Here is a 21,699-nt window from a genome sequence, read left to right as displayed (position 1 = left end):
GCAGCACATGATCGTCGGTATCGGCGTCGACGTCGTCCTGGTGACCAGGTTCGAACACCAGCTGCGCCGGACTCCGGCGCTGCGGCAGCGGCTCTTCGTCCCGGCCGAGCGTGAGCTGAACACGCGCTCCCTCGCCGCGCGCTTCGCGGCGAAGGAGGCGGTGGCCAAGGCGCTGGGCGCCCCGGCGGGGATGAACTGGCAGGACTGCCAGGTGGTCATGGACTCCGCGGGTGCGCCTCATGTCGAGGTGTCCGGGACCGTGGCGCAGGTGGCCGAGTCCAAGGGCGTCAAGCGCTGGCACCTCTCGCTCTCCCACGACGGTGACGTGGCCACCGCCATGGTGGTCGCAGAGGGCTGACCATGACTGCATCCTCGCTTCCGCTCTATTCCGGCACCCAGATCCGCGCCGCTGAAAGGCCCCTGGTCGAGGCCGGCGAAGGTCCGGCCCTGATGCGCCGCGCCGCCTATGGCCTTGCCAGCCAGGTGCTGGAGCTGCTCCGCAGCGCCGGTGGAATCTATGGGGCGCGGGTCGTGGGTCTCATCGGCGCCGGCAACAACGGCGGCGATGGACTCTACGCCTTGGCCGAGCTGCGCTCCCGAGGCGTCGATGCGCACGCAGTGCTCCTCGCTGACCGCGCCCACCCGCAGGCGTTGGAGGGCTTTCTCCGCGCCGGCGGTCGGCTGCGTGAGGACGTCCCTGCAGACACGACGGTGCTGATCGACGCGATCCTGGGCACCGGAGCCCGCGGCGCCTTCGTCCTCCCCGAGGTGTCCGGGCTGACCGACGCGGCGCGCACCAGCACCGTCGTCGCCTGTGACATCCCCTCAGGAGTCGACGCCGACACGGGCCGCTGCCCCGGTGACGCCCTGGCGGCCCAGCACACCGTCACCTTCGGAGCGGCCAAAGTGGGGCTGCTGCTGGGTCAGGGTGGTCTGCTCAGCGGGGAGATCCACACCGTGGACATCGGAATGGATGACCGGCTGCCGACTCCTGCGGCCTGGGAGCTGACCGGACCTGAGCGAAACGCCCCGCGACCACGACCGGGGGACCATAAGTACAGCCGTGGGATCCTGCAGGTGGTGGCCGGCTCCGCACAGTTCCCCGGGGCGGCCGAGCTGACCGTGGGCGCCGCCATCACTTCGGGCGTCGGGATGGTGCGGCTGCAGGCCGAAGCCAGCGTCTCATCCTCGGTGCTGCAGTCCTGGCCCGAAGCCGTGATGAGTCACGGGCGCGCAGAGAAGGCCATCGAGGGTGCCACCGCCGCCGCCATCGGACCTGGTCTCGGACGTGATCGGTCCCGCCAGGTGGAGGCCGAGACCATGCTGCGCGCCACCGTGGAATCGCGGATGCCCTGCGTGCTCGACGCCACCGGCCTGGAGCTGCTCCGCGGTGATCTGCTCAGCTCCGGAGAACTCGGTGCCCAGCTGATCCTGACCCCGCACCTCGGCGAGGCGCGACGAATGGCCGAGGTGCTGGAGGACGAGTCCCTGCAGAGCCTGCTCGCCGAGGATCCGGACACCCTCGAGGCGACCCGCGCGCTGGCCCGGGCGCTGGGCGCAACCGTCCTGCTCAAAGGGCCCAGCACGGTGGTGGCGGGCCCCGACGGCGCCGCGCCGCTGATCGTGCGCTCCGCGACTCCCGGGCTGGCCACCGCAGGCACCGGTGACGTGCTGACCGGGATCATCGGGGCGCTGCTGGCCACCGCGTCGAGCGCGCAGAACCTGGACTTCGCCCGCATCGCAGCCGAGGGCGCCCGGCTGCACGCCGCCGCCGCGCAGCGCCTGGATCCCCACGGTCGGGGACACTTCGGAGCCAGCGCGCTCATCGGCGCGCTGCGCGAGTAGCGCCGCCGCCCGAAGTGTCCGTGGCTCTCGATAGGGTGGTCACATGAGCATCATCGGCGACCCCCGCGCCACCCCCCATCCCGAGGCCGCCGAGCGCGCGGCGGTGATCGACCCCGCCGCGATCAGGCACAATGTGCGCACCATCGCCTCCTACGTGCATCCGGCCAAGGTGCTCGTGGCGGTGAAGGCCGAGGGCTACGGGCACGGGGCGGTCACCGCCGCCAGGGCGGCCCTCGACGGCGGAGCGGACTGGCTGGGCACCGCTCATGTCAGCGAGGCGCTGGTGCTGCGCGCCGCCGGAATCCAGGCGCCGATCCTTGCCTGGCTGCACACCCCCGGGACGGACTTCGCGGCGGCCATCACCGAACACATCGACCTGGGCATCTCGGGCTGGGAGATCCACCACGTGGCCCGCGCCGCGGAATCCCTGCAGAAGCCGGCCCGCGTGCATCTGAAGATCGACACCGGGCTGGGCCGCAACGGCTGCACCATCGAGGATTGGCCCGACCTGCTGCGCCTCGCGGCGCAGTTCCAGGAGCGTGGCCTGCTCAGCGTGGAGGGCATCTTCACCCACCTCGCCGTGGCCGACGAGCCTGACCGCCGTGAGACCGACGAGCAGCTTCAGGTGTATCGGGAGGCGCTGACCCTGGCCGAGGAGCACCGGATCGTGCCAGACCTCCGCCATGTGGCGAACACCCCCGGCGCGTTCTCCCGGCCGGACGCCCATTTCGACATGGTGCGGGTCGGGGTCGGCGTCTACGGGCACAGCCCCTTCGCCGACCGGACCGCCGAGGACCTGGGACTGCGCCCGGCCATGGAGCTGCGCACCTCCGTCGCCAATGTGAAGCGCGTGCGTGCGGGCCAGGGCATCAGCTACGGACTCACCCACCGGGTGGACCGCCCCACCAGCCTGGCCCTGATCCCGCTGGGCTACGCCGACGGCATCCCGCGCGTGGCCGTCCACGCCCCGGTATGGATCAGCGGCAGGCGCTACCGGTCGGTGGGCCGGGTCGCGATGGACCAGTTCGTGGTCGACCTCGGAGAACTGGACACCGACGTCCAGGTCGGCGACGAGGTGGTGATCTTCGGAGGAGACTCCGGGATCGAGGCGGCCGACTGGGGCAGCGCCGCCGGAACCATCAACTACGAGATCATCACCCGGATCGGGGAGCGCGTCCCGCGCATCGTGGTGGACTCTGAGCTGACCCCGGCCGCAGGCGGCGCCACGAGTTCGGTCCACGCCGCCGCGTCACCCGCCACACCGGCCACGCCCCCGCGGGGTCCCGCATGAGCCACGGCCAGGACCCCGCCGCACCGCTGGAGGGGGAGCGGTGGAGCGTCGAGGTCATCCTGGATGACCTGCAAGCCACCGCCGGGTTCGCCGAGGATCTCGCCAGCCTGTTGAACCCGGGCGTGCTGCTGGTGCTCACCGGAGGTCTGGGGGCGGGCAAGACCACCTTCACCCAGGCCCTGGGCGGCGCGCTGGGGGTCAGCGGGATGGTCAGCTCGCCGACCTTCATCCTCAGCCGAATCCACCGAGCGCAGGGCGACGGGCCGGACCTGGTCCACGTGGACGCCTATCGCACCGACCCCGACGGCCTGGAATCCCTGGACCTGAGCTCCACGCTGGCCGATTCCGTGACCGTGGTGGAGTGGGGCCGCGGGATGGTCGAAGCGGCACTGGTCGGGGTGGAAGGCTCCTGGCTGGACCTTGAGCTGATCCGGGGTGAGGGCACCGAGTCCTCGCCGCGAGCGGGTGGGCAGCAGACCGAGATCGTCACCGACTTCTCCGAGACCGAGGCCGATGTCTTGGGATCCCGACGGCGCGCCGTGCTGCGCGGCTACGGGCCTGACTGGGCGCGGCCCCCGCAGCTGGGACGAACTACGATGGAGGGGTGATTCTCGCGATCGACTCCTCCGCCGGCGCCTCCGTGGCCGTGCTCGACCACGGCCACGTGCGCGCCCAGTGGCGCACCTCCGAGACGACGACCCATGCTGAGGTCCTCGCCGAGGCGGTGGCGAACACGATGCGCGAGGCCGAGGTGAGCGGAGCCGGTCTGTGCGGCGTCGTCGTCGGAGTGGGTCCCGGGCCCTTCACCGGGCTGCGGGTCGGACTCGCGCTGGCGCATTCGCTCGCCGAGGTATGGGGTGTCCCGCTTCATGGGGTGTGCAGCCTGGACTCGATGGCGCAGCGCGCCGTAAACTCCCCGGCCGAGCCTTCAGCCGTGCCCGGGGAGTTCCTCGTCGCCAGTGACGCCCGCCGTCGCGAGGTGTACTGGGCCCGCTACCGCGCCGACGCCCACGGATTCGCCGAGCTGCTCGACGGGCCCCAGGTCAGCGCGGCCACCGAGCTGCCAGATCTGCCGGTTGTCGGCGTGGGCGCGAGCCTGTATCCGGAGGTTCTGACCCCGCGCGCGGCGCCGGAGTCGCACTGGCTGCCCGATGCGGTGGAGCTGGGCCAGCTCGCCCAGCGCGAGCTTGGGCGTGACCGGCGAGTCCCGGGCCAAGCTGGGGCGCACCCGGCGGCCCAGCCCGACAGCGTCGCCAGCGCGGTGCTGCGCGAACCCCTTCCGCTGTACCTGCGTGAGTCTGACGCCAAGGTGCCCGCCCAGATGCGCGCGAAGCAGGCGTCATGACCGGCACGAACCCGCCCATCCCCACGGACCCTGCCGATTCACCGAACCAGACTGACTCTGCGCCCGAGCCATTCGGAGTCATCCCGATGACCGCTCTGGACGTGCCGGAGGTGCTCGCCCTGGAGAACCGGCTCTTCCCGCATGATGCCTGGCCGGAGAGCTTCTTCTACGACGAGCTGGGGCACACCTCCGCCACCGGAGGCGCCGAGCCCACCCGGCGCTATTGGGCGGCCCGGGATGCCGCAGGTCGGCTCGCCGGCTATGCCGGCATGATGTGCGTGCTGCCGCTGGCCGATGTTCAGACCCTGGCGGTGGCCCCGGAGGCACAGGGCCACGGACTCGGCACCCGGTTGCTGCGCCTGCTGATCCTTGCCGCTCGGGAGCAGTCCGCCGAGCAGATCCTGCTCGAGGTCCGCGCCGACAACCCCGGGGCGCAGGCGCTCTACCGGCGTGAAGGCTTCACCCACATCCACACCCGGGCGCAGTACTACCCCGACGGCGAAGATGCGCTGATCATGCAGAAGCCGTTGACCGACCTCACCGCGCCCAGCTCAGCGGCAGACCTCAGGAGTCCGACCCCATGACCAACACCTACTCGGCCCGCGGCGCCCCGCTGGTGCTCGGCATCGAGACCTCCTGCGACGAGACCGGCATCGGGATCGTTCGCGGGACCCAGCTGCTGGCGAACACCGTCTCGTCCTCCATGGAGGAACACGTCCGCTTCGGCGGCGTGATCCCGGAGATCGCCGCACGCGCCCACCTCGAAGCCTTCATCCCGACGCTGCGCCAGGCGCTGGACACCGCCGGGATCGAGCTGCGTGAGGTCGACGCCATCGCGGTCACCGCCGGTCCCGGGCTCGCCGGAGCGCTGATGGTCGGCCTCTCCGCCGCCAAGGGACTCGCCCTTGCCGCGGACAAGCCGCTCTACGGGGTCAACCACCTCGTCGCCCACGTCGGCGTCGGCCTGCTCGACCCCGCCGACGAGCCTGGTGAGCAGCAGGGCCATGCCGCGACCGCGGCCGGAAGGGGCATGCGAGCGCTGCCGGAGAACACCGGAGCGCTGCTGGTATCCGGCGGCCACACCGAGATCCTGCGGGTCGGCTCGCTGACCAGTGACGTCGAGCTGCTGGGATCCACGATCGACGACGCCGCCGGTGAGGCCTTCGACAAGACCGCACGGCTGCTGGGGTTGGGATACCCCGGAGGCCCCGCCATCGACGCCGCCGCAGCCTCCGGTGATCCGCGCGCCTTCCGGTTCCCGCGCGGTCTGACCATGCCGAAGTTCGAAGGCTCCGCCGAGGCGCCGGGGAAGCATCGGCACAACTGGTCCTTCTCTGGGCTGAAGACCGCGGTGGCCCGCGCGGTGGAGCAGTTCGAGGCCGCCGGCCGACCGGTCCCGGTCGCGGACATCGCCGCCAGCTTCCAGGAAGCGGTGGTGGACGTCATCACGGCCAAGGCCGTGCGCGCCGCGGCTGAGCACGGCATCACCACGCTGATGCTGGGTGGGGGAGTCGCGGCGAACAAGCGGCTGCGCGAGCTGCTGGCGCAGCGCTGCGCCGAGGCAGGGATCGAGCTGCGGATTCCACCGGTGAGCCTGTGCACGGACAACGGCGCCATGGTCGCGGCCCTGGGCGCGCAGCTCGTCGCCGCCGGTGTCGCCCCTTCCTCGCTGCAGATCCCGGCAGACTCCTCCCAGCCGGTGCAGCTGATCAGCGTCTGATTCAGCCGGTCTGAACGCTCAGGCCCGCGCGGTCAGACCCGCCGCGGCCCATTGATGGACATCCGGGTCCGCGCGGCCGCATCGAGCACCACCTGCCGCAGATCCCCCTGGTGGGTCTCGGCCACCTGGCGCTGACGGATGTAGCCCGCGCCGTCGCGCATCATCTGCTCCACCAGGGCGAGCTCATCGGCACAGCCGAGCTCCTTGGCCACCGGTTCGAGCCGGTTCAGCTCCTGCTGAAGGTGATCGGTGACCAGCATCTCGTCGCCGTCGGCGTTGAGGATGATCTCGGCGTCCAGGCCGTAGCGCGCGGCGCGCCACTTGTTCTCCTGCACGAACCACGGCGGCATCGAGACCACCTTGCCGCCGTTCTCCAGGTCCTTGACCGTGGAATGCACGATGCACTGGGTCAGCGCCGCGACTCCAGCGATCTCCTCCAGCGTGGCCAGTCCGTCGCAGACCCGCAGCTCCACGGTGCCCAGCCGTGGCACGGCGCGGACGTCCCAGCGCACCTCGGTGACATCGTTGATCACCCCGGTGTGCTCCAGGTCGCTGACGGCCTTCTCATAGCCGGACCATTCCTCGAACTGGAAGGACGCGCCCGCGGTGGGCAGCTGCTGGAAGACCAGCGCCCGCTGCGAGGCGTAGCCGGTGTCCTCCCCGGACCAGTAGGGAGAGGAGGCGGTCAGGGCCTGGAAGTGGGCGTTGTAGTTGCACAGCGCGTTCACCGCCGGCATCGCCTGGGCCACGTCGTCGAGCCCCACGTGCACATGCACCCCGTAGATCACCATCTGTCGGCCCCACCACTGGGTGCGCCGGATCAGCTCCGCGTAGCGCTCCTTGTCCGTCACCTCCTGCTCGGTGGGGGCGGCGAAGGGATGGGAGCCCTGGCAGTACAGCTCGACGTCGAGCGGCTCACAGTGGCGCATCACATTGCGAGCGGTCTCGCGCAGCTGGTCCACACCGGTGTTCACATCCGGGCAGACATCGGTGATCAGCTCCACCGTGTTGGTCAGCAGCTCCTGCTTCACGTAGGGGTGCTCGTCCTCCGGACGAAGATCCGGCATGTCCTCATGACAGGCGCTGAGAATCTTGTCCGCCACCGACCGGAGGTCTCCGGACTGTCGATCCACCAGCGCCAGCTCCCATTCAAGGCCAAGGGTGGAACGTCGTGATTCAGCGAAGGGTAGTTCCAACTTGGCTCCTCAGGGTGTCAGGGCCGGCGGCCGCATCACCACACAGAATACTGCCCCGACCGGCCGATCCCGGATGCCCGGCCCGACGTTCGCTCAGGCGTCGGACCCACCTGGGTGGTGACCCGCGGGGTCGGACGCGGCTGTCCAGGCTGCGCGGATATCCTGACTGACATGTCTTCTGCCGGTTCCTCGCGTCGTCGCCCGCTTCTGGCTGTGGCGCTGCTGTCTTGTCTGCTCCTCAGCTCCTGCGCCGGGGCGGGCGATCCCGATGCCCCCGAGGGTGAGTCGACGGATGGGGCCTCGCCGAGCGAGCAGAGCGCCGAGGAGGCCGCCGCAGCCGCGGAGGAACAGCGCCGCGCCGACGCCGAGCAGGCCCAGGAGGCCGCGCTCGCAGGACCCGGGCAGCCGCACCAGGAGCGCGCCGCCGAGATCGTGACCGAATATTCGCTCGCCGAGCTGGCCGGGTCCGTGCTGGTCGGGGAATACGCGACCACCGATGCCTCCGCGATGGCGGACCTGATCGAAGAGCTGCACCTGGGTGGCGCCATCATCATGGGCGCCAACGTTCCCGCCTCGGACGGGGGTGTCGACACCGAGGAGCTGGCCGAGGAGCTGAGCACCCTGCGTGACGCCGGCGGCGAGCGTGAGGTGCCCCCGATGATCAGCGTGGACCAGGAGGGTGGTCTCGTCACCCGGGTCGGCGCACCGCTGACCGAATGGCCCACGCCGATGGCCTACGGCGCGGCCGCTTCAGGGCTGGGCGCGTCCGAGCAGGACGACCCGGAGGCACGCGGGCAGCACGACGAGCAGGACGACGACCCGCTCGCCCGCTCCGGTCACCGCCTGCTCGCCACGGAGCTGGCCGAGCTGGGGTTCACCACCAGCTTCGCCCCCAACGGAGACGTCACCGTGGGGGCCTCGGATCCGACCATCGGCTCACGGTCCTTCGGCTCTGACGCCGCGTCGGTCGCCGCACTGACCATGGAGAGCATCCGCGGCCTCGCCGACGGCGGGCTGGCGGGCTCGGTCAAACACTTCCCCGGACACGGTTCGGTCACCGAAGATTCACACCAGACGCTGCCGGTGCAGAGCGCCAGCCTGGAGGAGCTGCGCACCCGCGACTGGGCACCCTTCGCTGAGGCCGCCGAAGCTGGTGTCCCGATGATCATGATGGGCCACATCGAGGTGCCTGCCCTGGAAGCAGGCGTTCCCTCCTCACTCTCGGCCGCCGCCTACGCAGAGCTGCGCGAACTCGGCCACGACGGCGTGGTGGTCACCGATGCGCTGAACATGGGCGCCATCGTCCAGGGCTACGGCGGCGATCAGGCCGCGGTGACCGCCCTGGAGGCGGGCGCGGACCTGCTGCTGATGCCAGCCGATGTCCGCGGCGCCCACATCGGCCTCGTCGCGGCCGTGGAGTCAGGTGAGCTTGACCGGTCCCGCCTCGAGGAGGCGTCCGAACGCGTCGCCGCGCTGCAGCTCTGGCAGGCCGAGCTGGCCGCCGGAGACCTTGCCGCCGGGCCCGGGGCGCAGCTGCCCGAGGAGCTGCGCAGCGAAGAGGCAGCAGGCGATGAGACGGATCCGGACCAGGCCGAAGCGGACGGGACAGCAGGCAGTCCTGCCGAGGAAGCGGAGTCCGGCAGCGCCGCAGAGACCGCGGTGCAGCTGAGCGAATCCGCGGTGACCCTGGTGGCCGGAGAGTGCGAGGCCGATCTGGGCTCGTCCGGCATCACCATCGTCGGCGGCAGCGACCAGGACCGCTCCCGGCTGACGCAGGCCGCCGAGGCTGCCGGCCTCAGCGTGGGCACCGGAACCGTGGTGAACCTGGTGGGCGAGTCCAGTGCCGCTGGCGGAGACGTCGCGGTGGCCCTGGATCGCCCCGAGGTGCTGGCCGGAGCCGATGCCGCGACCCAGATCGCGCTCTACGGCCGCACCCAGGAATCCTTCCTGGCGCTCGCCGCGGTGCTCGCCGGAGCACAGGCGCCTGGAACGCTGCCGGTGGAGGTCGGGGAGCTGCCGCGCGGGCACTCCGCCTGCTGAGTGCTCACAGCGGTTCCACCACCGCAAAGACCCGGTCCTCGCCCAGCCGGGTGACCACCACCGTGGCGTGATGCTTGCGCCCCTTGGGCCGCTTCTTCGGCAGGACCTGCTGGCGCAGCTGTTCCGGGACGATGTCGACCCCACGCTTCTTGATCTCCAGGCTGGTCACCCCGGCGCCAGCCGCCCAGGACTTGAGCGCCTTGACGTTGAAGGCCTCGACCTCGAGCACCCGGAACTGCCGGGAGAGCCGGTGGGACGGGTCCGTCACGGGTGCATCCGTGCAGAAATAGGCGATGTGCTCGTCGAGCATGTGACCGTCCAGGGAGTCGGCAAGCTCGGCGACCAGGCCGGACCGGATCACCGCAGGGTCCGGTTCATGCAGCACCCCGGCGAGCCCGGTCCGCCCGGCTGGTCCGAGTTCGACGCCGGCGCCGAAGTCAGCCGGACTGTTCAGCTCCACGGGTGCGGCGGTCCCGCTGTGCAGCAGCGTCGCAGTCCGGCGCACTCCGGGCCGGGCCAGTGCGTTGAACCAGAGCACCACCTCCACGAGGTCCCCGTCCACGGAGACCCATTCGGCCTCGCAGTCGGACGGGATCAGCTCATGCGGCAGTCCCGGGCCGAGCTTGACCCCCATCGGGGTGCCGGTGCGCGCCAGAGCGGTCACGAAGCTCAGCGGCGGGGAGAAAGACTCAGGATCCCAGAGCCGGGCGGGCCCGGTCGATGCGGCGTCCTGGGCTGCATGCGGGTCTCGGCGGGCGGGATCCAGCCACAGACCCCAGCCGGGGGGAGCACCGGCGTGAAGCAGGCCGAAGGTCTCGGCGAAAGCCTCCGCGGTGCCATGCTGGACCGCCGCCTCCGGAAAGGGATGCAGGTTCATGGTCGCCGCTGCCGCGATGCTCTCATCGGCCTCCACGGCCGTCACCGCCAATCCCAGCGACGCCGCAGCCAGCGCATCACCGCCCAGGCCGCAGCCGAGATCTATCACCCGGTCAAGGTTCGCGGTGCGGAAGCGCTGGGCATGGCGCGCCGCCACCGGCAGCCGCGTGGACTGCTGCAGTCCCTCGTGGGTGAAGAGCATCCGCTCGGCGAAGTCACCGAACTTCTTCCGCGCAGCCGCGCGCAGACGTGACTGTGTCAGGGCCGCCGCGACCAGGTCCGGCGGGTGGCCGGCTTCGCGCAGCCGCATGTTCAGTCCGAACGCCGCGTCCTCGTCATAGGGCGGCAAGGAGTTCAGCAGCTCCCACCCCTGGGGAGTGAGAACTGGGGCGAGCGGATCAGCAGCGTGGGAGGACATCGCTCCTACGGTACCGGTCGCCAGGAACAGTCCCGGGCTTCAGAGATGCACTCCAGCCCGCCTGACGCCAATACGTCACGACATGCTGCGCGAATCGCTTCTGCTGTCATATGCGAGGCGCCGTTTGCGCTTAATTAGTTAAGTCTGTAGCTTTTATTTAGCTTAGGCGACACTAAGTCGCCACGTCACTCCGCTGGTTCACTCCGGCACTCTGCATCGTGAAAGGTAGGGCCATGCCCATTGAAGAATTCACATCCGAGGACATCGCGTCTCAGTGCCCTGGGTGCGAGAATGTCTCCCACGAGGGGCCTGTGCGCAGCGCCTCTCGGGCGCATCGATCCAGGATCCTGGGCACGCTCTCCATCGGCGTCATCGCGCTGCTCGCCCTGAGTGCCTGCGGGTCGCAGGCCGAGGCCGAGGAGCCGGAAGCCGCCCAGGCGGAAGCAGGCGGGCCGGAAGCCGCCGAAGCGGAGGAGGGTGAGACCGAGGCCGCCGAGGCTGAAGCTGAAGGCGCAGGCGCGGCGACGATCACCATCGAAGATGACCACGGCACGCACGAGGTCTCCACCGATCCGCAGAGCGTCGTCGTCACCGACAACAGGTCCTATCGGACCTTGGAAGCTTTCGGGGTCGAGCCCACCGCCGCTGCGCGCAGCCTGATGGATGCCCAGACCCACGCCTACGCCGAGGATGAGTCCATCCTGGACCTGGGCAATCACCGCGAGCCCGATCTGGAGAACGTGGTCGCGGCAGAGCCCGATCTGATCATCAACGGGCAGCGCTTCCAGGACTACTACGACGACCTCCGTGGACTGGCGCCGGAGGCCACCGTCCTGGAGTTCGAGCCCCAGCCAGACGCTGACCTGGTCGAAGAGCTCATCCGCAAGACCGAATCACTCGGCGAGGTCTTCGGAAAAAGGGATGTCGCCGCGGAGCTCGTCGAGGAGCTTCAGGCCGAGATGGCCCGGGTCCAGGACGCCTACGACGGCGAGTCCACCGTGATGGGGCTGCTCACCTCCGGCGGTGACATGAGCTATGTCGCCCCAGGTCCTGATGGCCGCGCCATCGGGCCGGTCTTCGACACGTTCGACCTCACTCCCGCACTGGAGCAGGAGGGTGAGAACGAGTCCCACGGCGATGACATCTCGGTGGAGGCGATCGCCACCGCGAATCCAGACTGGCTGCTCGTGCTGGACCGCGATGCCCGGATCACCCAGGAGGAGGGCGAGGAGTACAGCCCCGCTGCAGAGATCGTCGAGGAGTCGGCCGCGCTGGCCGACGTCTCCGCGGTGGAGAACGGTCAGATCGTGTACCTGCCGGAGAACTTCTACCTCACCGAAGACATCCAGGCCTACACCGAATTCTTCCGCGACTTCGCAGACGCACTCGAGGCCGCGGAATGACCGCAGTTCACTTTCTTGCCAGTCGGTGAATGATGGTCGCCCGACGGTCCCACGCAGGCCTGGACAACCTGTGTGGGACCGTCCTTAATAGCGCCATGCCAGTATTCGCTATTCCGAATCAAACGTGACAGACAATGCAAGGACTTGCATAGTTATGCTTCTGCTCCTGGAAAGCCTCCCATGCCTGAAACCCCTCCCGCGGCGCTGAGCCGCGACGGACACGCGCCTCCGGAGACCCCGCCGGAGTCTCCGGAGGCGCGCGGGACCCGCAGGCAGCGCCTCTTCACCCCGGCGCTGGTGATCGGGATCCTGATCACCCTGGGGCTGCTGCTGCTCTCGCTGACCACCGGGCAGTACGACGTCTTCTCGGAGGACGGGTTCTGGATGTTCGGCATCACCCGCGTCCCGCGCACCATAGCGCTGGTCCTGGCGGGCGCCTCGATGGCCATGTGTGGACTGATCATGCAGCTGCTCACCCAGAACCGCTTCGTGGAGCCCACCACCACCGGCACCACCGAATGGGCGGGGCTTGGACTGATCCTGGTGCTCTGGCTCTTCCCCGGCGCCTCGATGCTGGCCCGGACGGGCGGCGCCGTGACGATGGCCTTCATCGGCACCGTCATCTTCTTCCTGTTCCTGCAGCGGGTGACCCTGAAGTCCTCGCTGATCGTGCCGATCATCGGCATCATGCTGGGCGCCGTGGTCAGCTCCTTCACCACCTACATCGCGCTGATGACCGACCATCTGCAGACCCTAGGCATCTGGTTCGCCGGATCCTTCACCCGCGTGGTCGAAGGGCGCTATGAGCTGATGTTCCTGGTGCTGGTGGTGACCATCCTGGTCTTCATCACCGCCGACCAGTTCACCGTAGCCGGACTCGGCAAGGACATGGCCACCAACGTGGGCCTGAACTACACCGCCGTGCTGTTCATGGGCACCGCCATGGTCGCGGTGGCCACCGGGGTCACCGCCACCGTGGTGGGCACGCTGCCTTTCCTGGGGCTCGTGGTGCCCAACATCGTCTCGCTCTTCCGCGGCGATGACCTGCGCAGCAACCTGCCATGGGTCGCGCTGCTCGGGATCGCGACCGTGACCGTCTGCGACCTGATCGGCCGCACCATCCGAGCGCCCTTCGAGATCCCGGTGGGTCTGGTGCTGGGGCTGGTCGGGGCCGTGGTGTTCGTCGGCCTGCTCCTGCGGCAGCGAAGGAAAGGTGGGCTCCTCACATGACCGCGCAGCTTGATCGCGAGCGGCGCACCCCACGGGTCTCCGCCGGAACCGCCACGACCTCCGCCGGCACCACCCCCGCACCGCGACGCCGACGCACCGGGGCGATCACCACCCGACGCCACGGCCTGCGCTGCTGGGGCGTCATGGCGCTGCTTGGCGGGCTCTCGGTGTTCTTCACCGCCGGGATCCTCAGCTACGACAACCCGATGCCCTTCGGCTCTGACGGATACTGGCTGATCGCGGGAATGCGCGTGGAGACCGTGCTGGTCATCGGCGTCGTCGTCTTCTGCCAGGCGATGGCCACGGTGGCGTTCCAGACGGCGACCAACAACCGGATCATCACCCCCTCGATCATGGGATTCGAATCGCTGTATGTGGCGATCCAGACCGGCGCGGTGTTCTTCTTCGGCATCGCCGGGATCACCCTGGTCACCGGACTGCCGCAGTTCCTGATGCAGGCCGCTGCGATGGTGCTCTTCGCCACGATCCTCTACTCCTGGCTGCTGAGCGGGAGGTTCTCCAACATCCACATCATGCTGCTGGTGGGCGTGGTGATCGGCGGCGGACTCGGCTCGCTGTCGACCTTCATGCAGCGAGTGCTCACCCCGAGCGAGTTCGATGTGCTCACCGCCCGACTCTTCGGCAACATCGGCAACGCTCGCGCCGAATACCTGCCCTATGCGATCCCGATCGCGCTGGCAGCCGCGGGCGCGCTGTGGTGGCGGGCGCGACGGCTCGATGTGGTCGCCCTGGGACGCAGCACCGCAGACAACCTCGGGGTCAACCACAGGCGGGAGGTGATGATCATCTTGACACTGGTCTCGGTGCTGATGGCAATGAGCACCTCGCTGGTCGGCCCGATGACCTTCCTGGGCTTCCTGGTCGCCACCCTTGCGTATCAGTTCGCCGACACCTACTCCCACCGGATGCTGTTCCCGATGGCCATGCTGATCGGCTACACCGTCCTGGCCGGGGCGTACTTCATCATGCGCAACATCTTCTACGCCCAGGGCGCGGTGACCCTGATCATCGAGCTCATCGGCGGAGTCGTCTTCCTGATAGTCCTGATGCGAAAGGGTCGCCTGTGATCAGCCTGACCGAGGTCACCAAGAACTACGGCGCAGCAGGGGCCGGCGACACCGTCGCCATCGGCCCGGTCAGCGTGGACATCCCCGCCGGCGGGATCACCGCGCTGGTGGGCCCCAACGGCGCCGGAAAGTCCACGATCCTGACCATGATCGGGCGGCTGCTCGATGTGGATTCCGGACGGATCGAGGTGGCTGGGCACGACGTCGTGAACTCGCCGTCGAGGAGCATCGCCAAGATCCTCTCCATCCTGCGCCAGGAGAACCACTTCGTCACCCGGCTCACGGTGCGCCAACTGGTGGGCTTCGGCCGGTACCCGCACTCGCAGGGCCGGCTCACCCAGGACGACGAGCGGCACATCTCTGAGGCCATCGACTTCCTGGACCTGACCGCACTGGAGGGGCGGTACCTCGACCAGCTCTCCGGTGGTCAGCGCCAGCGCGCCTATGTGGCGATGGTGCTGGCGCAGGACACCGACTACGTGCTGCTCGATGAGCCGATGAACAACCTCGACATGCAGCATGCGGTGCAGATGATGCAGCAGCTGCGCCGCGCCGCCGACGAGCTGGGCCGCACCATCGTCATCGTGCTGCACGACATCAACTTCGCCGCCCGCTACTCGGACAAGATCCTGGCCATGAAGAACGGCGTGGTGGTCGAGCACGGAACCCCGGAGCAGATCATGCAGGATGCGGTGCTGAGCAGGGTCTTCGACACCGAGGTCACCGTGATCGAGGGTCCGCGCGGGCCGCTGGCGGTGTACTACTGAGAGCTCGTGGTGATCGAGTTCACTCCTGGGCGGTCGCGGATCAACCCTATGGAGGCCTCGTTCTTCGCGCTCGCGCTCGCGGACGTGAAGAACGAGAACGCTCGGGAAGGAGAGGCATCAATGACCTGCAGACCGAGCAGCTCTAGTTGGTGAGTGGTCTCGAGGCGATGGTCGCGGATGGGCTCTATGGCGATCTGTCCTTCACCGCCGACCTCGGCCCCCATCATCCCCGGTAAGTCGGTGGTGTTCGATGCGTCGAGGGTCACTGCGAACGACACCGTGCTCACGGCTGCGGTGCAGTCGGTGTGGAATGCCCCCGGAAGTAGGTCAACGCGCGCCCGAAGAGCAACGCCAGGGGTGTAGAGGGCGATGACTGAAACCACCTTCGCGAGCCATCGATGACCAGGGCGGGTCCAACGTCGATACCGCAGGCCCGCCCTGGTGCACCAAGTGTCAGCTGCCCCGGACGTCCTCAGCCGAGGACTTCGCGGAGTCAGCGACCGTGTCCTTCTGGTCCTGAACTTCAGACTTCACGTTCTGAGCGCTGTGCGTGGCGGAGTCCTGAACCCGCTGCGCCGATTCCAGGGCGGGCTCCTTGAGCTCCTCGGCCATCGACTGCGCCTGGCGCTTCGCGTCATCCACCAGCGGCTGAGCCTGATCCTCAAGCTTCGCCGCTGTCTTCTTCTCCGGCTCAGAGGCCGGAAGGATGGACGCTGCCAACCAGCCCGCCCCCAGAGCGATCAGACCCGCCGCGAGCGGGTTGCCCCGGGTCTTGCGCTTGAGCTCCTGGGGTGCCCGCTGGGCGCTCGCGGCGGCACTATGTGCATTCTCAGAGACCTCCGAAGAGGCATCATCGGCTGACCCCATCACACTGTCCTTCCAACCTCCAACGGTGCTGCGAATCTTCTCGGTCTGGCGCTGGGCCACCTTCGACGGGGAAACCTTGTCGGCGACGGCGTCAACGTCTAGGGAGAGGCTGTTGCGGGTCCGCTCGATATCGGCGCGGATCTCATCGGGGCTCTGCTGTGTCATCGGGTCTCCTTGGAAGGGGTGAGAGCATCAGGGATTTCCTTCAGGGTCTCCGCGGTCTGCGGCGCTCCTTCGGCCTGATCGAAGTTCTTCTTGCCGAGCACCGCCAGCACGGCGGCGATGATCGCCCAGATCGCAGCGACGATGACCGCAGACCAGGCGCTGCCGATCGCGGTGGCACCCAGGGCGGCCCAGAGGGCGACGGAGAGGAAGAGCAGCACAAAGTGGCCGGCGACTCCGGCGCCGCCGAGCATGCCGGCCCCCTTTCCTGCGTTCTTCGCGGTCTCGCTCAGTTCGGCCTTGGCGAGGGCGATCTCCTGCCGGATCAGGGTAGAGAGGTCACTGCTGACGTTGGACATGAGCGAACCCAGGGATTCCTCTTCCGCTCTGCGCTCCAACCCAGGCGTGGATCCTGTCCCAGATGTGGGTTCTGGGTCCATGGGGCGACGGGCATGGCTGCTCATCGGCCAGCACCGCCGGCGTAGGGATCGGTGCCGCCGGTGTAACCCGGGGTGGGACTGGCGGGACCGGTCTCATAGGCCGGGGCACCAGCGCTCTGGTGTCCGGACACCGGAGCTGCCGGTGAGCCGGATCCTGACCGGGCCGTCCCTGGTCCGGCCGGGGCAGTGCCGGAGTCGGCATCACCGGCAGCAGGCCCGGTTGCGACGGCGCCTGCGTCATCGGCGTGGTGCTGCTTGAGTCCTCGGGTCAGCCGGCCGGCGGCGAAGCCGACACCGGCTGCGATGGCAAGGAAGGCAACCGGACGACGCCGCGCGAAGCTCTGGACCTCGTGGAGGACCTCCCTGGGGTCATGGTCCTCAAGCCAGGTCGCCGTGGCCTCGGCCCGGGAGCTCAGCTGGTCCAGGAGGTCGTTCGCGACACCTGGTTCGGGCTTCTCACCGCGAGCGATGCGCGCGACGTCGTCGCTGAAGGTGCGCACCGTGCCCGCTGCGCGGTCCAGCTGCTCAGACGCCTGGGACTCCAGCATCGTGCCCGCCTCGCCGCCGAGGCGCTTGGCCTCGCGGACGGCGTCGTCCTTGACTCCGGCGGCTTCCTGGGCCGCGGTGTCCTTGACTGCTCGTCCGGCGTCCTTGGCGTCGCCGGCGACATCTTGGGCTGCGCCCTTGGCCTGATCCGACTTCTTCTGGGTCTGAGACGCAGAATCGGACGCAGAATCGGACGTGGAATCGGACGTGGAACCAGACCCGGAGCCGGGACGCCCCGAGTGCTGTGGCTGCCCGGAGATCGGCATGGTCCCAAGTGGGAGATCGTTCGTTGCAGAACCCGTTTCCCTGCCGGGTGAGGTCGACGGAGGCGTCGGGAGCGTATGGGCTCGTGACGCGTCCTCTCCGCCGAGATTGCTATGAGGGGTGCTGTGTGGGTTTGACATGATTACCTTTCGTCGTGTCCTCGAATTCGCGGCGAACCGAGGTTGAAAAGAGAGTCTGGAGATCAACTGGACGGGCGACGCCCGACATCTCAGCGCCGGACAGCTTCATCCGGTCCGACTGCTGGTTCGTCTTGGCTGCGGCCTGCAGACCTGCGCAGATTACGTGCGCGCTGGACATCCTCCTGATGCTTCTTCGCCTTCTTATCGCTGGCCTTGGTGTCTCGGGCTGGCAGCTGGAGGTTCTCCTCTGCAGGCATTCCAGCCTGCAGCTCACGGCCGCGCTCGACTTCGCTATCAACCTCCGCACCGAAGAGCAGGATCGCGTTGACGATGTATATCCACAGCAACAAGATGATGACCCCGGCCAGCGCCCCATAGGTGGCGTTGTAGTTGCCGAAGTTGGACACATAGAAGAAGAAGCCCACAGAGGCCAGTACTGCGACCACGATGGCGATGACGGCACCGACGCTGACCCAGCGGAACTTCGGTTGATGCACGTTGGGAGTCGCATAGTAGAGCAGAGCAACGACGAACACGACGACGAACGCCAGGACGAACCATTGGGCGATGCTCCACACCGTGATCGCGGTTGAGCCAAGCCCGATCGCGCTTCCCACGGCTTCTGCGACCGGTCCCGACAAGATGAGGATCATCAGGGCAACCGCTCCCAGGACCAGGATCAGCGCTGTCAGGAGGTACATCTGCACATTGAGCTTGATCCCACCACGACCTTCAGGAACCTCGTGGATGATGTTCATCGCCCGGCCGAAGGCCTTCACGTAGCTGGAGGCCGACCACAGCGCGGCCAGCAATCCGAGGATGAGCCCCAGCCCCGGAGCAGGGGCTGTCAGGACAGACTCCAAGGCAGGTCGGACGGTGCCCCACGTGTCGGAGGGAACAATGCCCTCCGCCTGATCGAGGACCGCGGTGACGGTTCCTCCGCCCTGCCCGAAGAGACTCAGCACCGAGACCACGGCGATCAGTGCCGGGAAGATGGAAAGAACAGTGCGGTAGGTGAGGCCGGCGGCCAGATCGGTGCAACCGTCCGCGGAGAATTCGCGGATCGTGGTCCTGAGGATGTACTTCCACGTGGGTTTGGTGATCTCAGCAGGAGAGTCAGGCTTGCGATCGTCTTCCGGGTGAGGAGCGTCCGCCGGATCACTCTGGGTATCGTCGCGGGAGCTGTGAGACATGAAACGTGCCTTTCTCCGGGTGTGTAGGGAGCACGAGCTCCTGGAAACGGTGACGGTCTGGGTCTAGTCGCCTGGCCACTCTCCGGTGAGCCGCTGAAACGCCCGAGGTCCACCGCGATCTACGAGGGCATCGACAAAGGCGAAGAACGCTCCGTGTACAGCAGCCGCGAGAAGCACCTCACCGACGAGCCCGGATGGCTGGGAGGAGGGCTGCGGTCGCGGCGAGAGCCCCGACAGTCTCACCGAGCTCGCGCCGACTGAGCAGCGGAAGGGTTCTTCGTGCCTGTAGTCGGCGGGGCCCCTGAGAATTCTCGTGTTCAGCGGGTGTGGTGATCAGAACACCGACGCCGAACCACGCCAGGATGCCTCCGACGCTGAGGAACCCAGCACCGATACCGCCCTGTTTAGCCTTCGCGGTCAGCTCCGCCTGGGCGAGTCGCACCTCGTCGCGGACCAATCGTGAGGTCTGTTCTGAGAGGCGGGTCAGCAACTCTGGAACTGCAGGTTCGGGCGGCTTAGCGGGGTGACTCATGATGTGTGCCCTCTACATGTGAAACGACGTGCAACCAGTAGTTGCTGCTGGCATTCGAAGGTCAAGCTGCCCCGTGCCGCAGGACCGGTAGATGGATCGGGCCCAAGAACCGGCCATCACGGATTTCCCGATCAGCAGGAGATCCTGCATCTTGCGAGAGTGCCCTCCGGGCACCCGGGGCCTGTTCTTGATGGCACCTACCAGGGGTCGGATCCCACTCTCAGACCCGCCCCCGGTAGGTGCTCGACGTCAGACCCTGAATGCGCAGGCTGCAGAGATGTCACTCACCGCTTCGCACCGGGCTCAGCGTCGCCTTCAACGTCGATCTCTTCCTTGCGGACCTCGCCGGAGACGGTTTCGGTGTCCTGGACGGTGCGTTTGCCGACATTGACCTTCTCCGTGGCCACGGTCTCCTTGTCGACCACGGGGCGCTCCTCGCGCAGCGTCACCACCTCATCCTGGCGACCCGCATCATCGATCGTGCCTGCAGAGCGCGCCTCGGCAGAGTTCGGGTCGACCGTCTCCCGCTCGACGACGAGCTCTTCGCGCTGGACGGGCACTTCAATGCTCTGGTTCTCGGTGCGAACCCGCTTGCGCAGGCGCACCTGGCCTGCCTCGCGCTGCTCGGTGCCGACCTTCAGCCGCTCCTCATGAGCGACCATCTTGTCGGCATCTGCGGCAGTGGTGTCAAGACCGGGACCGCCAGCGTCTGTTCCCTGGCGTCCGGTGTCGCGATCAGGGCTGTAGTAGTCCCAGAGGCGCTGCTCCTCTTCAACACTGAGGTGTCCGTCGACGTCGATGTTGGGGGCATCCTTGATGTAGGCCTTGGTGAACGGCACCCTGAGACCTTCGGGGGAGTAGTCGGTCGCGCCGAAGGGAATGAAGGTCTCTTTGGCGCCGAAGAGGCCGATATTCACGGTGACGAACTCGGGTTCTTGAGTCTGACTGTCCACGTAGACCTGACCGACGGAGCCGACCTTGGCTCCCTCACTGTCATATACATCTGCGTTCTCGATCGAGTCGATGTCGAAGTTGCTGTTGACCATGGTCATTCACTCGCCTTCCCATGCCCCCGAGCTTCGGGGGTCAAGATTATTGAAACGAACATTTATATGCCAATTGATTCGAGTTAAATAATTGCTGGAATCAACTGCACCGTCTATGTCATCGCGGCAACCGTGCCTGCAGGTGCTAGAGGGTGCTCCCGGCTCCGACCGAAGCGTTCGTAGCAGGCAAGCACCCGTCGTCGCGTCATCGCTGCGGCTTCGGGGTTTCAGCCTGCTCTGGAGATTACACTGTAAACACAGCCCTGAGCAATAGTCATCCAGTCGGAATCTGAGGATCACGTGGCAGCACGCCGCGCTGCGCCGGGCAAGGCGGCCCGACCTGCCAGGGCCCATCGGCGATCGCTTCTGGTCTGGGCATCCGAGTCGATGTCCAAGACCTTCGATCCTGGGCATGCGGTTCCAGCGGTGAACTCGACTGAATCTGCGAAGAAACTCCGCCGGAGTACCATGGATGAGCGCACGCAGAAGCGTTCACCAGCTGGGCGTCTTTTGGGGAAGTCACCTATCAGGTATCGGGGTAAACGCAAATGGATCGGACAACCGACGCTGCAGGTTCAGACAAGGCGCGACCCGGGCTCAGCCGTGAATTGGTTGTGAGGTCGGCCCTGTCGTACATCGACACGCATGGTGCACAGAAGCTGACGATGCGCGCCCTCGGTGCCAGCCTAGATGTGGAGGCGATGGCGCTGTACAGGCACGTCTCAGGGCGCGAAGACCTGCTCGAGAGCGTCGTCGCTGAACTTTTACAAGGGTTGGAAGACGATCTCGACAAGCAGCTCAGTGAGACGTGGCAGGGGTATCTTCAGACATTTGCCCATCAGGTTCGCCAGATCGCGGTCGAGCACCCTCTGGTCTTCCCGCTCGTCGCGACCCGCCACCCTTCGGCACCGTGGCTTCGCCCCCCACTGCGCAGCCTCTCCCTGGTAGAAGGCTTCCTGCGCGCGCTCATCGACCATGGTTTCAGCGACTCTGCCGCAGTTCACACCTATCGAATAATCAGCAGCTTCCTTCTGGGGCACCTGCTGCTGGAATCAGTCGTCCGCGGAGCTGAGGTCTCATCCGTAGAGGTTCCCCTGGACGAGGGAAATGCGATTGTTCCTGAAGGGGATTCCGGACTCGACCTCAGTGCAGTCCCAGTGGTAATGCGTTTGAAAACAGCCCTAAGCGAGGATCACTCAAAAAATGAATTTGAGATCGGCTTGGAAGCATTAATTGATCGCATTGAGTTCTATATCAGCCAATAGGTTTAAGTTCGTTTTATTAGCAATT

At 67.5% G+C, this 21,699-nt stretch carries 23 protein-coding genes; 13 read left to right on the top strand and 10 right to left on the bottom strand.

Annotated features, from left to right (window positions below; genetic code table 11):
• The first annotated feature begins 7 nt into the window (after positions 1 to 7).
• From LSI54_RS04420 to tsaD, 7 genes are read left to right on the top strand one after another with little or no spacing between them, the layout of a single operon-like run.
• Positions 8 to 358 carry a holo-ACP synthase gene (locus LSI54_RS04420; RefSeq protein WP_241465366.1) on the top strand — a complete coding sequence of 117 codons (351 nt, stop codon included), beginning with the start codon at positions 8 to 10 and terminating at the stop codon, positions 356 to 358.
• A gap of 2 nt (positions 359 to 360) precedes the next feature.
• A complete protein-coding gene (locus LSI54_RS04415; protein WP_241477846.1) occupies positions 361 to 1,845 on the top strand; it encodes an NAD(P)H-hydrate dehydratase in 1,485 nt (494 codons plus the stop codon).
• A 43-nt stretch (positions 1,846 to 1,888) separates the two neighbouring features.
• A complete protein-coding gene (alr, locus tag LSI54_RS04410) occupies positions 1,889 to 3,136 on the top strand; it encodes an alanine racemase (protein WP_241477845.1) in 1,248 nt (415 codons plus the stop codon).
• Positions 3,133 to 3,744 carry a tRNA (adenosine(37)-N6)-threonylcarbamoyltransferase complex ATPase subunit type 1 TsaE gene (tsaE, locus tag LSI54_RS04405; protein ID WP_241470566.1) on the top strand — a complete coding sequence of 204 codons (612 nt, stop codon included), beginning with the start codon at positions 3,133 to 3,135 and terminating at the stop codon, positions 3,742 to 3,744. The genes alr and tsaE overlap by 4 nt, the downstream gene beginning before the upstream one ends.
• Positions 3,741 to 4,481: a tRNA (adenosine(37)-N6)-threonylcarbamoyltransferase complex dimerization subunit type 1 TsaB gene (gene tsaB, locus LSI54_RS04400; protein ID WP_241477844.1), complete on the top strand. Its 741-nt coding sequence runs from the start codon at positions 3,741 to 3,743 to the stop codon at positions 4,479 to 4,481. Before tsaE ends, tsaB begins: the two co-directional genes overlap by 4 nt.
• A complete protein-coding gene (gene rimI, locus LSI54_RS04395; RefSeq protein ID WP_342357796.1) occupies positions 4,478 to 5,065 on the top strand; it encodes a ribosomal protein S18-alanine N-acetyltransferase in 588 nt (195 codons plus the stop codon). Before tsaB ends, rimI begins: the two co-directional genes overlap by 4 nt.
• Positions 5,062 to 6,201, top strand: coding sequence for a tRNA (adenosine(37)-N6)-threonylcarbamoyltransferase complex transferase subunit TsaD (gene tsaD, locus LSI54_RS04390; RefSeq protein WP_241477843.1), 1,140 nt, complete (start codon positions 5,062 to 5,064; stop codon positions 6,199 to 6,201). The genes rimI and tsaD overlap by 4 nt, the downstream gene beginning before the upstream one ends.
• Before the next feature lie 32 nt (positions 6,202 to 6,233).
• On the opposite strand, the gene LSI54_RS04385 is transcribed toward tsaD, so the two are convergent.
• Complete coding sequence (locus LSI54_RS04385) at positions 6,234 to 7,397, bottom strand: glutamate--cysteine ligase (protein ID WP_241465360.1); 1,164 nt, start codon at positions 7,395 to 7,397, stop codon at positions 6,234 to 6,236.
• Between the two features lie 171 nt (positions 7,398 to 7,568).
• Between LSI54_RS04385 and LSI54_RS04380 the strand changes: the two genes are divergently transcribed.
• Positions 7,569 to 9,437: a glycoside hydrolase family 3 N-terminal domain-containing protein gene (locus LSI54_RS04380; protein WP_241477842.1), complete on the top strand. Its 1,869-nt coding sequence runs from the start codon at positions 7,569 to 7,571 to the stop codon at positions 9,435 to 9,437.
• 4 nt (positions 9,438 to 9,441) lie between these two features.
• Here the strand turns inward: LSI54_RS04380 and LSI54_RS04375 are convergent, their stop codons facing one another.
• Positions 9,442 to 10,731, bottom strand: coding sequence for a THUMP-like domain-containing protein (locus LSI54_RS04375; RefSeq protein WP_241465358.1), 1,290 nt, complete (start codon positions 10,729 to 10,731; stop codon positions 9,442 to 9,444).
• A 311-nt stretch (positions 10,732 to 11,042) separates the two neighbouring features.
• On the opposite strand from LSI54_RS04375, the gene LSI54_RS04370 reads away from it, so the two are divergent.
• The 4 genes from LSI54_RS04370 to LSI54_RS04355 all read left to right on the top strand — a co-directional run bounded on the left by LSI54_RS04370 (position 11,043) and on the right by LSI54_RS04355 (position 15,219).
• Entirely contained in the window at positions 11,043 to 12,134 is a 1,092-nt protein-coding gene (locus LSI54_RS04370; protein ID WP_241477841.1) for a siderophore ABC transporter substrate-binding protein, read from the top strand.
• Between the two features lie 180 nt (positions 12,135 to 12,314).
• On the top strand, positions 12,315 to 13,364 hold the full coding sequence (locus tag LSI54_RS04365) for an ABC transporter permease (RefSeq protein ID WP_241477840.1): 1,050 nt from the start codon (positions 12,315 to 12,317) through the stop codon (positions 13,362 to 13,364).
• Positions 13,361 to 14,452: an iron chelate uptake ABC transporter family permease subunit gene (locus LSI54_RS04360; RefSeq protein WP_241477839.1), complete on the top strand. Its 1,092-nt coding sequence runs from the start codon at positions 13,361 to 13,363 to the stop codon at positions 14,450 to 14,452. Before LSI54_RS04365 ends, LSI54_RS04360 begins: the two co-directional genes overlap by 4 nt.
• Complete coding sequence (locus tag LSI54_RS04355; RefSeq protein WP_241477838.1) at positions 14,449 to 15,219, top strand: iron ABC transporter ATP-binding protein; 771 nt, start codon at positions 14,449 to 14,451, stop codon at positions 15,217 to 15,219. The genes LSI54_RS04360 and LSI54_RS04355 overlap by 4 nt, the downstream gene beginning before the upstream one ends.
• On the opposite strand, the gene LSI54_RS04350 is transcribed toward LSI54_RS04355, so the two are convergent.
• The 8 genes from LSI54_RS04350 to LSI54_RS04315 form a co-directional block, all read right to left on the bottom strand.
• The gene (locus LSI54_RS04350) at positions 15,213 to 15,485 is read right to left on the bottom strand and encodes a hypothetical protein (RefSeq protein WP_241477837.1); all 273 of its coding nucleotides are present in this window, start codon (positions 15,483 to 15,485) and stop codon (positions 15,213 to 15,215) included. The genes LSI54_RS04355 and LSI54_RS04350 overlap by 7 nt on opposite strands.
• A 187-nt stretch (positions 15,486 to 15,672) precedes the next feature.
• Positions 15,673 to 16,251, bottom strand: a complete 579-nt coding sequence (locus LSI54_RS04345; RefSeq protein WP_241476041.1) for a DUF3618 domain-containing protein — start codon at positions 16,249 to 16,251, stop codon at positions 15,673 to 15,675.
• Positions 16,248 to 16,607, bottom strand: coding sequence for a phage holin family protein (locus LSI54_RS04340; protein ID WP_241465352.1), 360 nt, complete (start codon positions 16,605 to 16,607; stop codon positions 16,248 to 16,250). Before LSI54_RS04340 ends, LSI54_RS04345 begins: the two co-directional genes overlap by 4 nt.
• Before the next feature lie 101 nt (positions 16,608 to 16,708).
• The gene (locus LSI54_RS04335) at positions 16,709 to 17,500 is read right to left on the bottom strand and encodes a hypothetical protein (protein WP_241477836.1); all 792 of its coding nucleotides are present in this window, start codon (positions 17,498 to 17,500) and stop codon (positions 16,709 to 16,711) included.
• 227 nt (positions 17,501 to 17,727) lie between these two features.
• Positions 17,728 to 18,831, bottom strand: a complete 1,104-nt coding sequence (locus LSI54_RS04330) for a YihY/virulence factor BrkB family protein (protein WP_241477835.1) — start codon at positions 18,829 to 18,831, stop codon at positions 17,728 to 17,730.
• 63 nt (positions 18,832 to 18,894) lie between these two features.
• Positions 18,895 to 19,074: a DUF4235 domain-containing protein gene (locus LSI54_RS04325; protein WP_342357725.1), complete on the bottom strand. Its 180-nt coding sequence runs from the start codon at positions 19,072 to 19,074 to the stop codon at positions 18,895 to 18,897.
• Entirely contained in the window at positions 19,010 to 19,363 is a 354-nt protein-coding gene (locus tag LSI54_RS04320) for a phage holin family protein (protein WP_241477834.1), read from the bottom strand. Before LSI54_RS04320 ends, LSI54_RS04325 begins: the two co-directional genes overlap by 65 nt.
• A gap of 284 nt (positions 19,364 to 19,647) precedes the next feature.
• Complete coding sequence (locus tag LSI54_RS04315) at positions 19,648 to 20,415, bottom strand: DUF2382 domain-containing protein (protein ID WP_241477833.1); 768 nt, start codon at positions 20,413 to 20,415, stop codon at positions 19,648 to 19,650.
• Between the two features lie 542 nt (positions 20,416 to 20,957).
• Between LSI54_RS04315 and LSI54_RS04310 the strand changes: the two genes are divergently transcribed.
• Positions 20,958 to 21,674: a TetR/AcrR family transcriptional regulator gene (locus tag LSI54_RS04310; protein WP_241465346.1), complete on the top strand. Its 717-nt coding sequence runs from the start codon at positions 20,958 to 20,960 to the stop codon at positions 21,672 to 21,674.
• The last annotated feature ends 25 nt before the right edge of the window (positions 21,675 to 21,699 follow it).

The sequence above is a fragment of the Nesterenkonia sp. AY15 genome, assembly GCF_022565855.1.
Classification (GTDB): Bacteria; Actinomycetota; Actinomycetes; order Actinomycetales; family Micrococcaceae; genus Nesterenkonia.
Note: the sequence above shows the minus strand (reverse complement) of the source record. Positions and strands in the feature narration are given on the sequence as shown.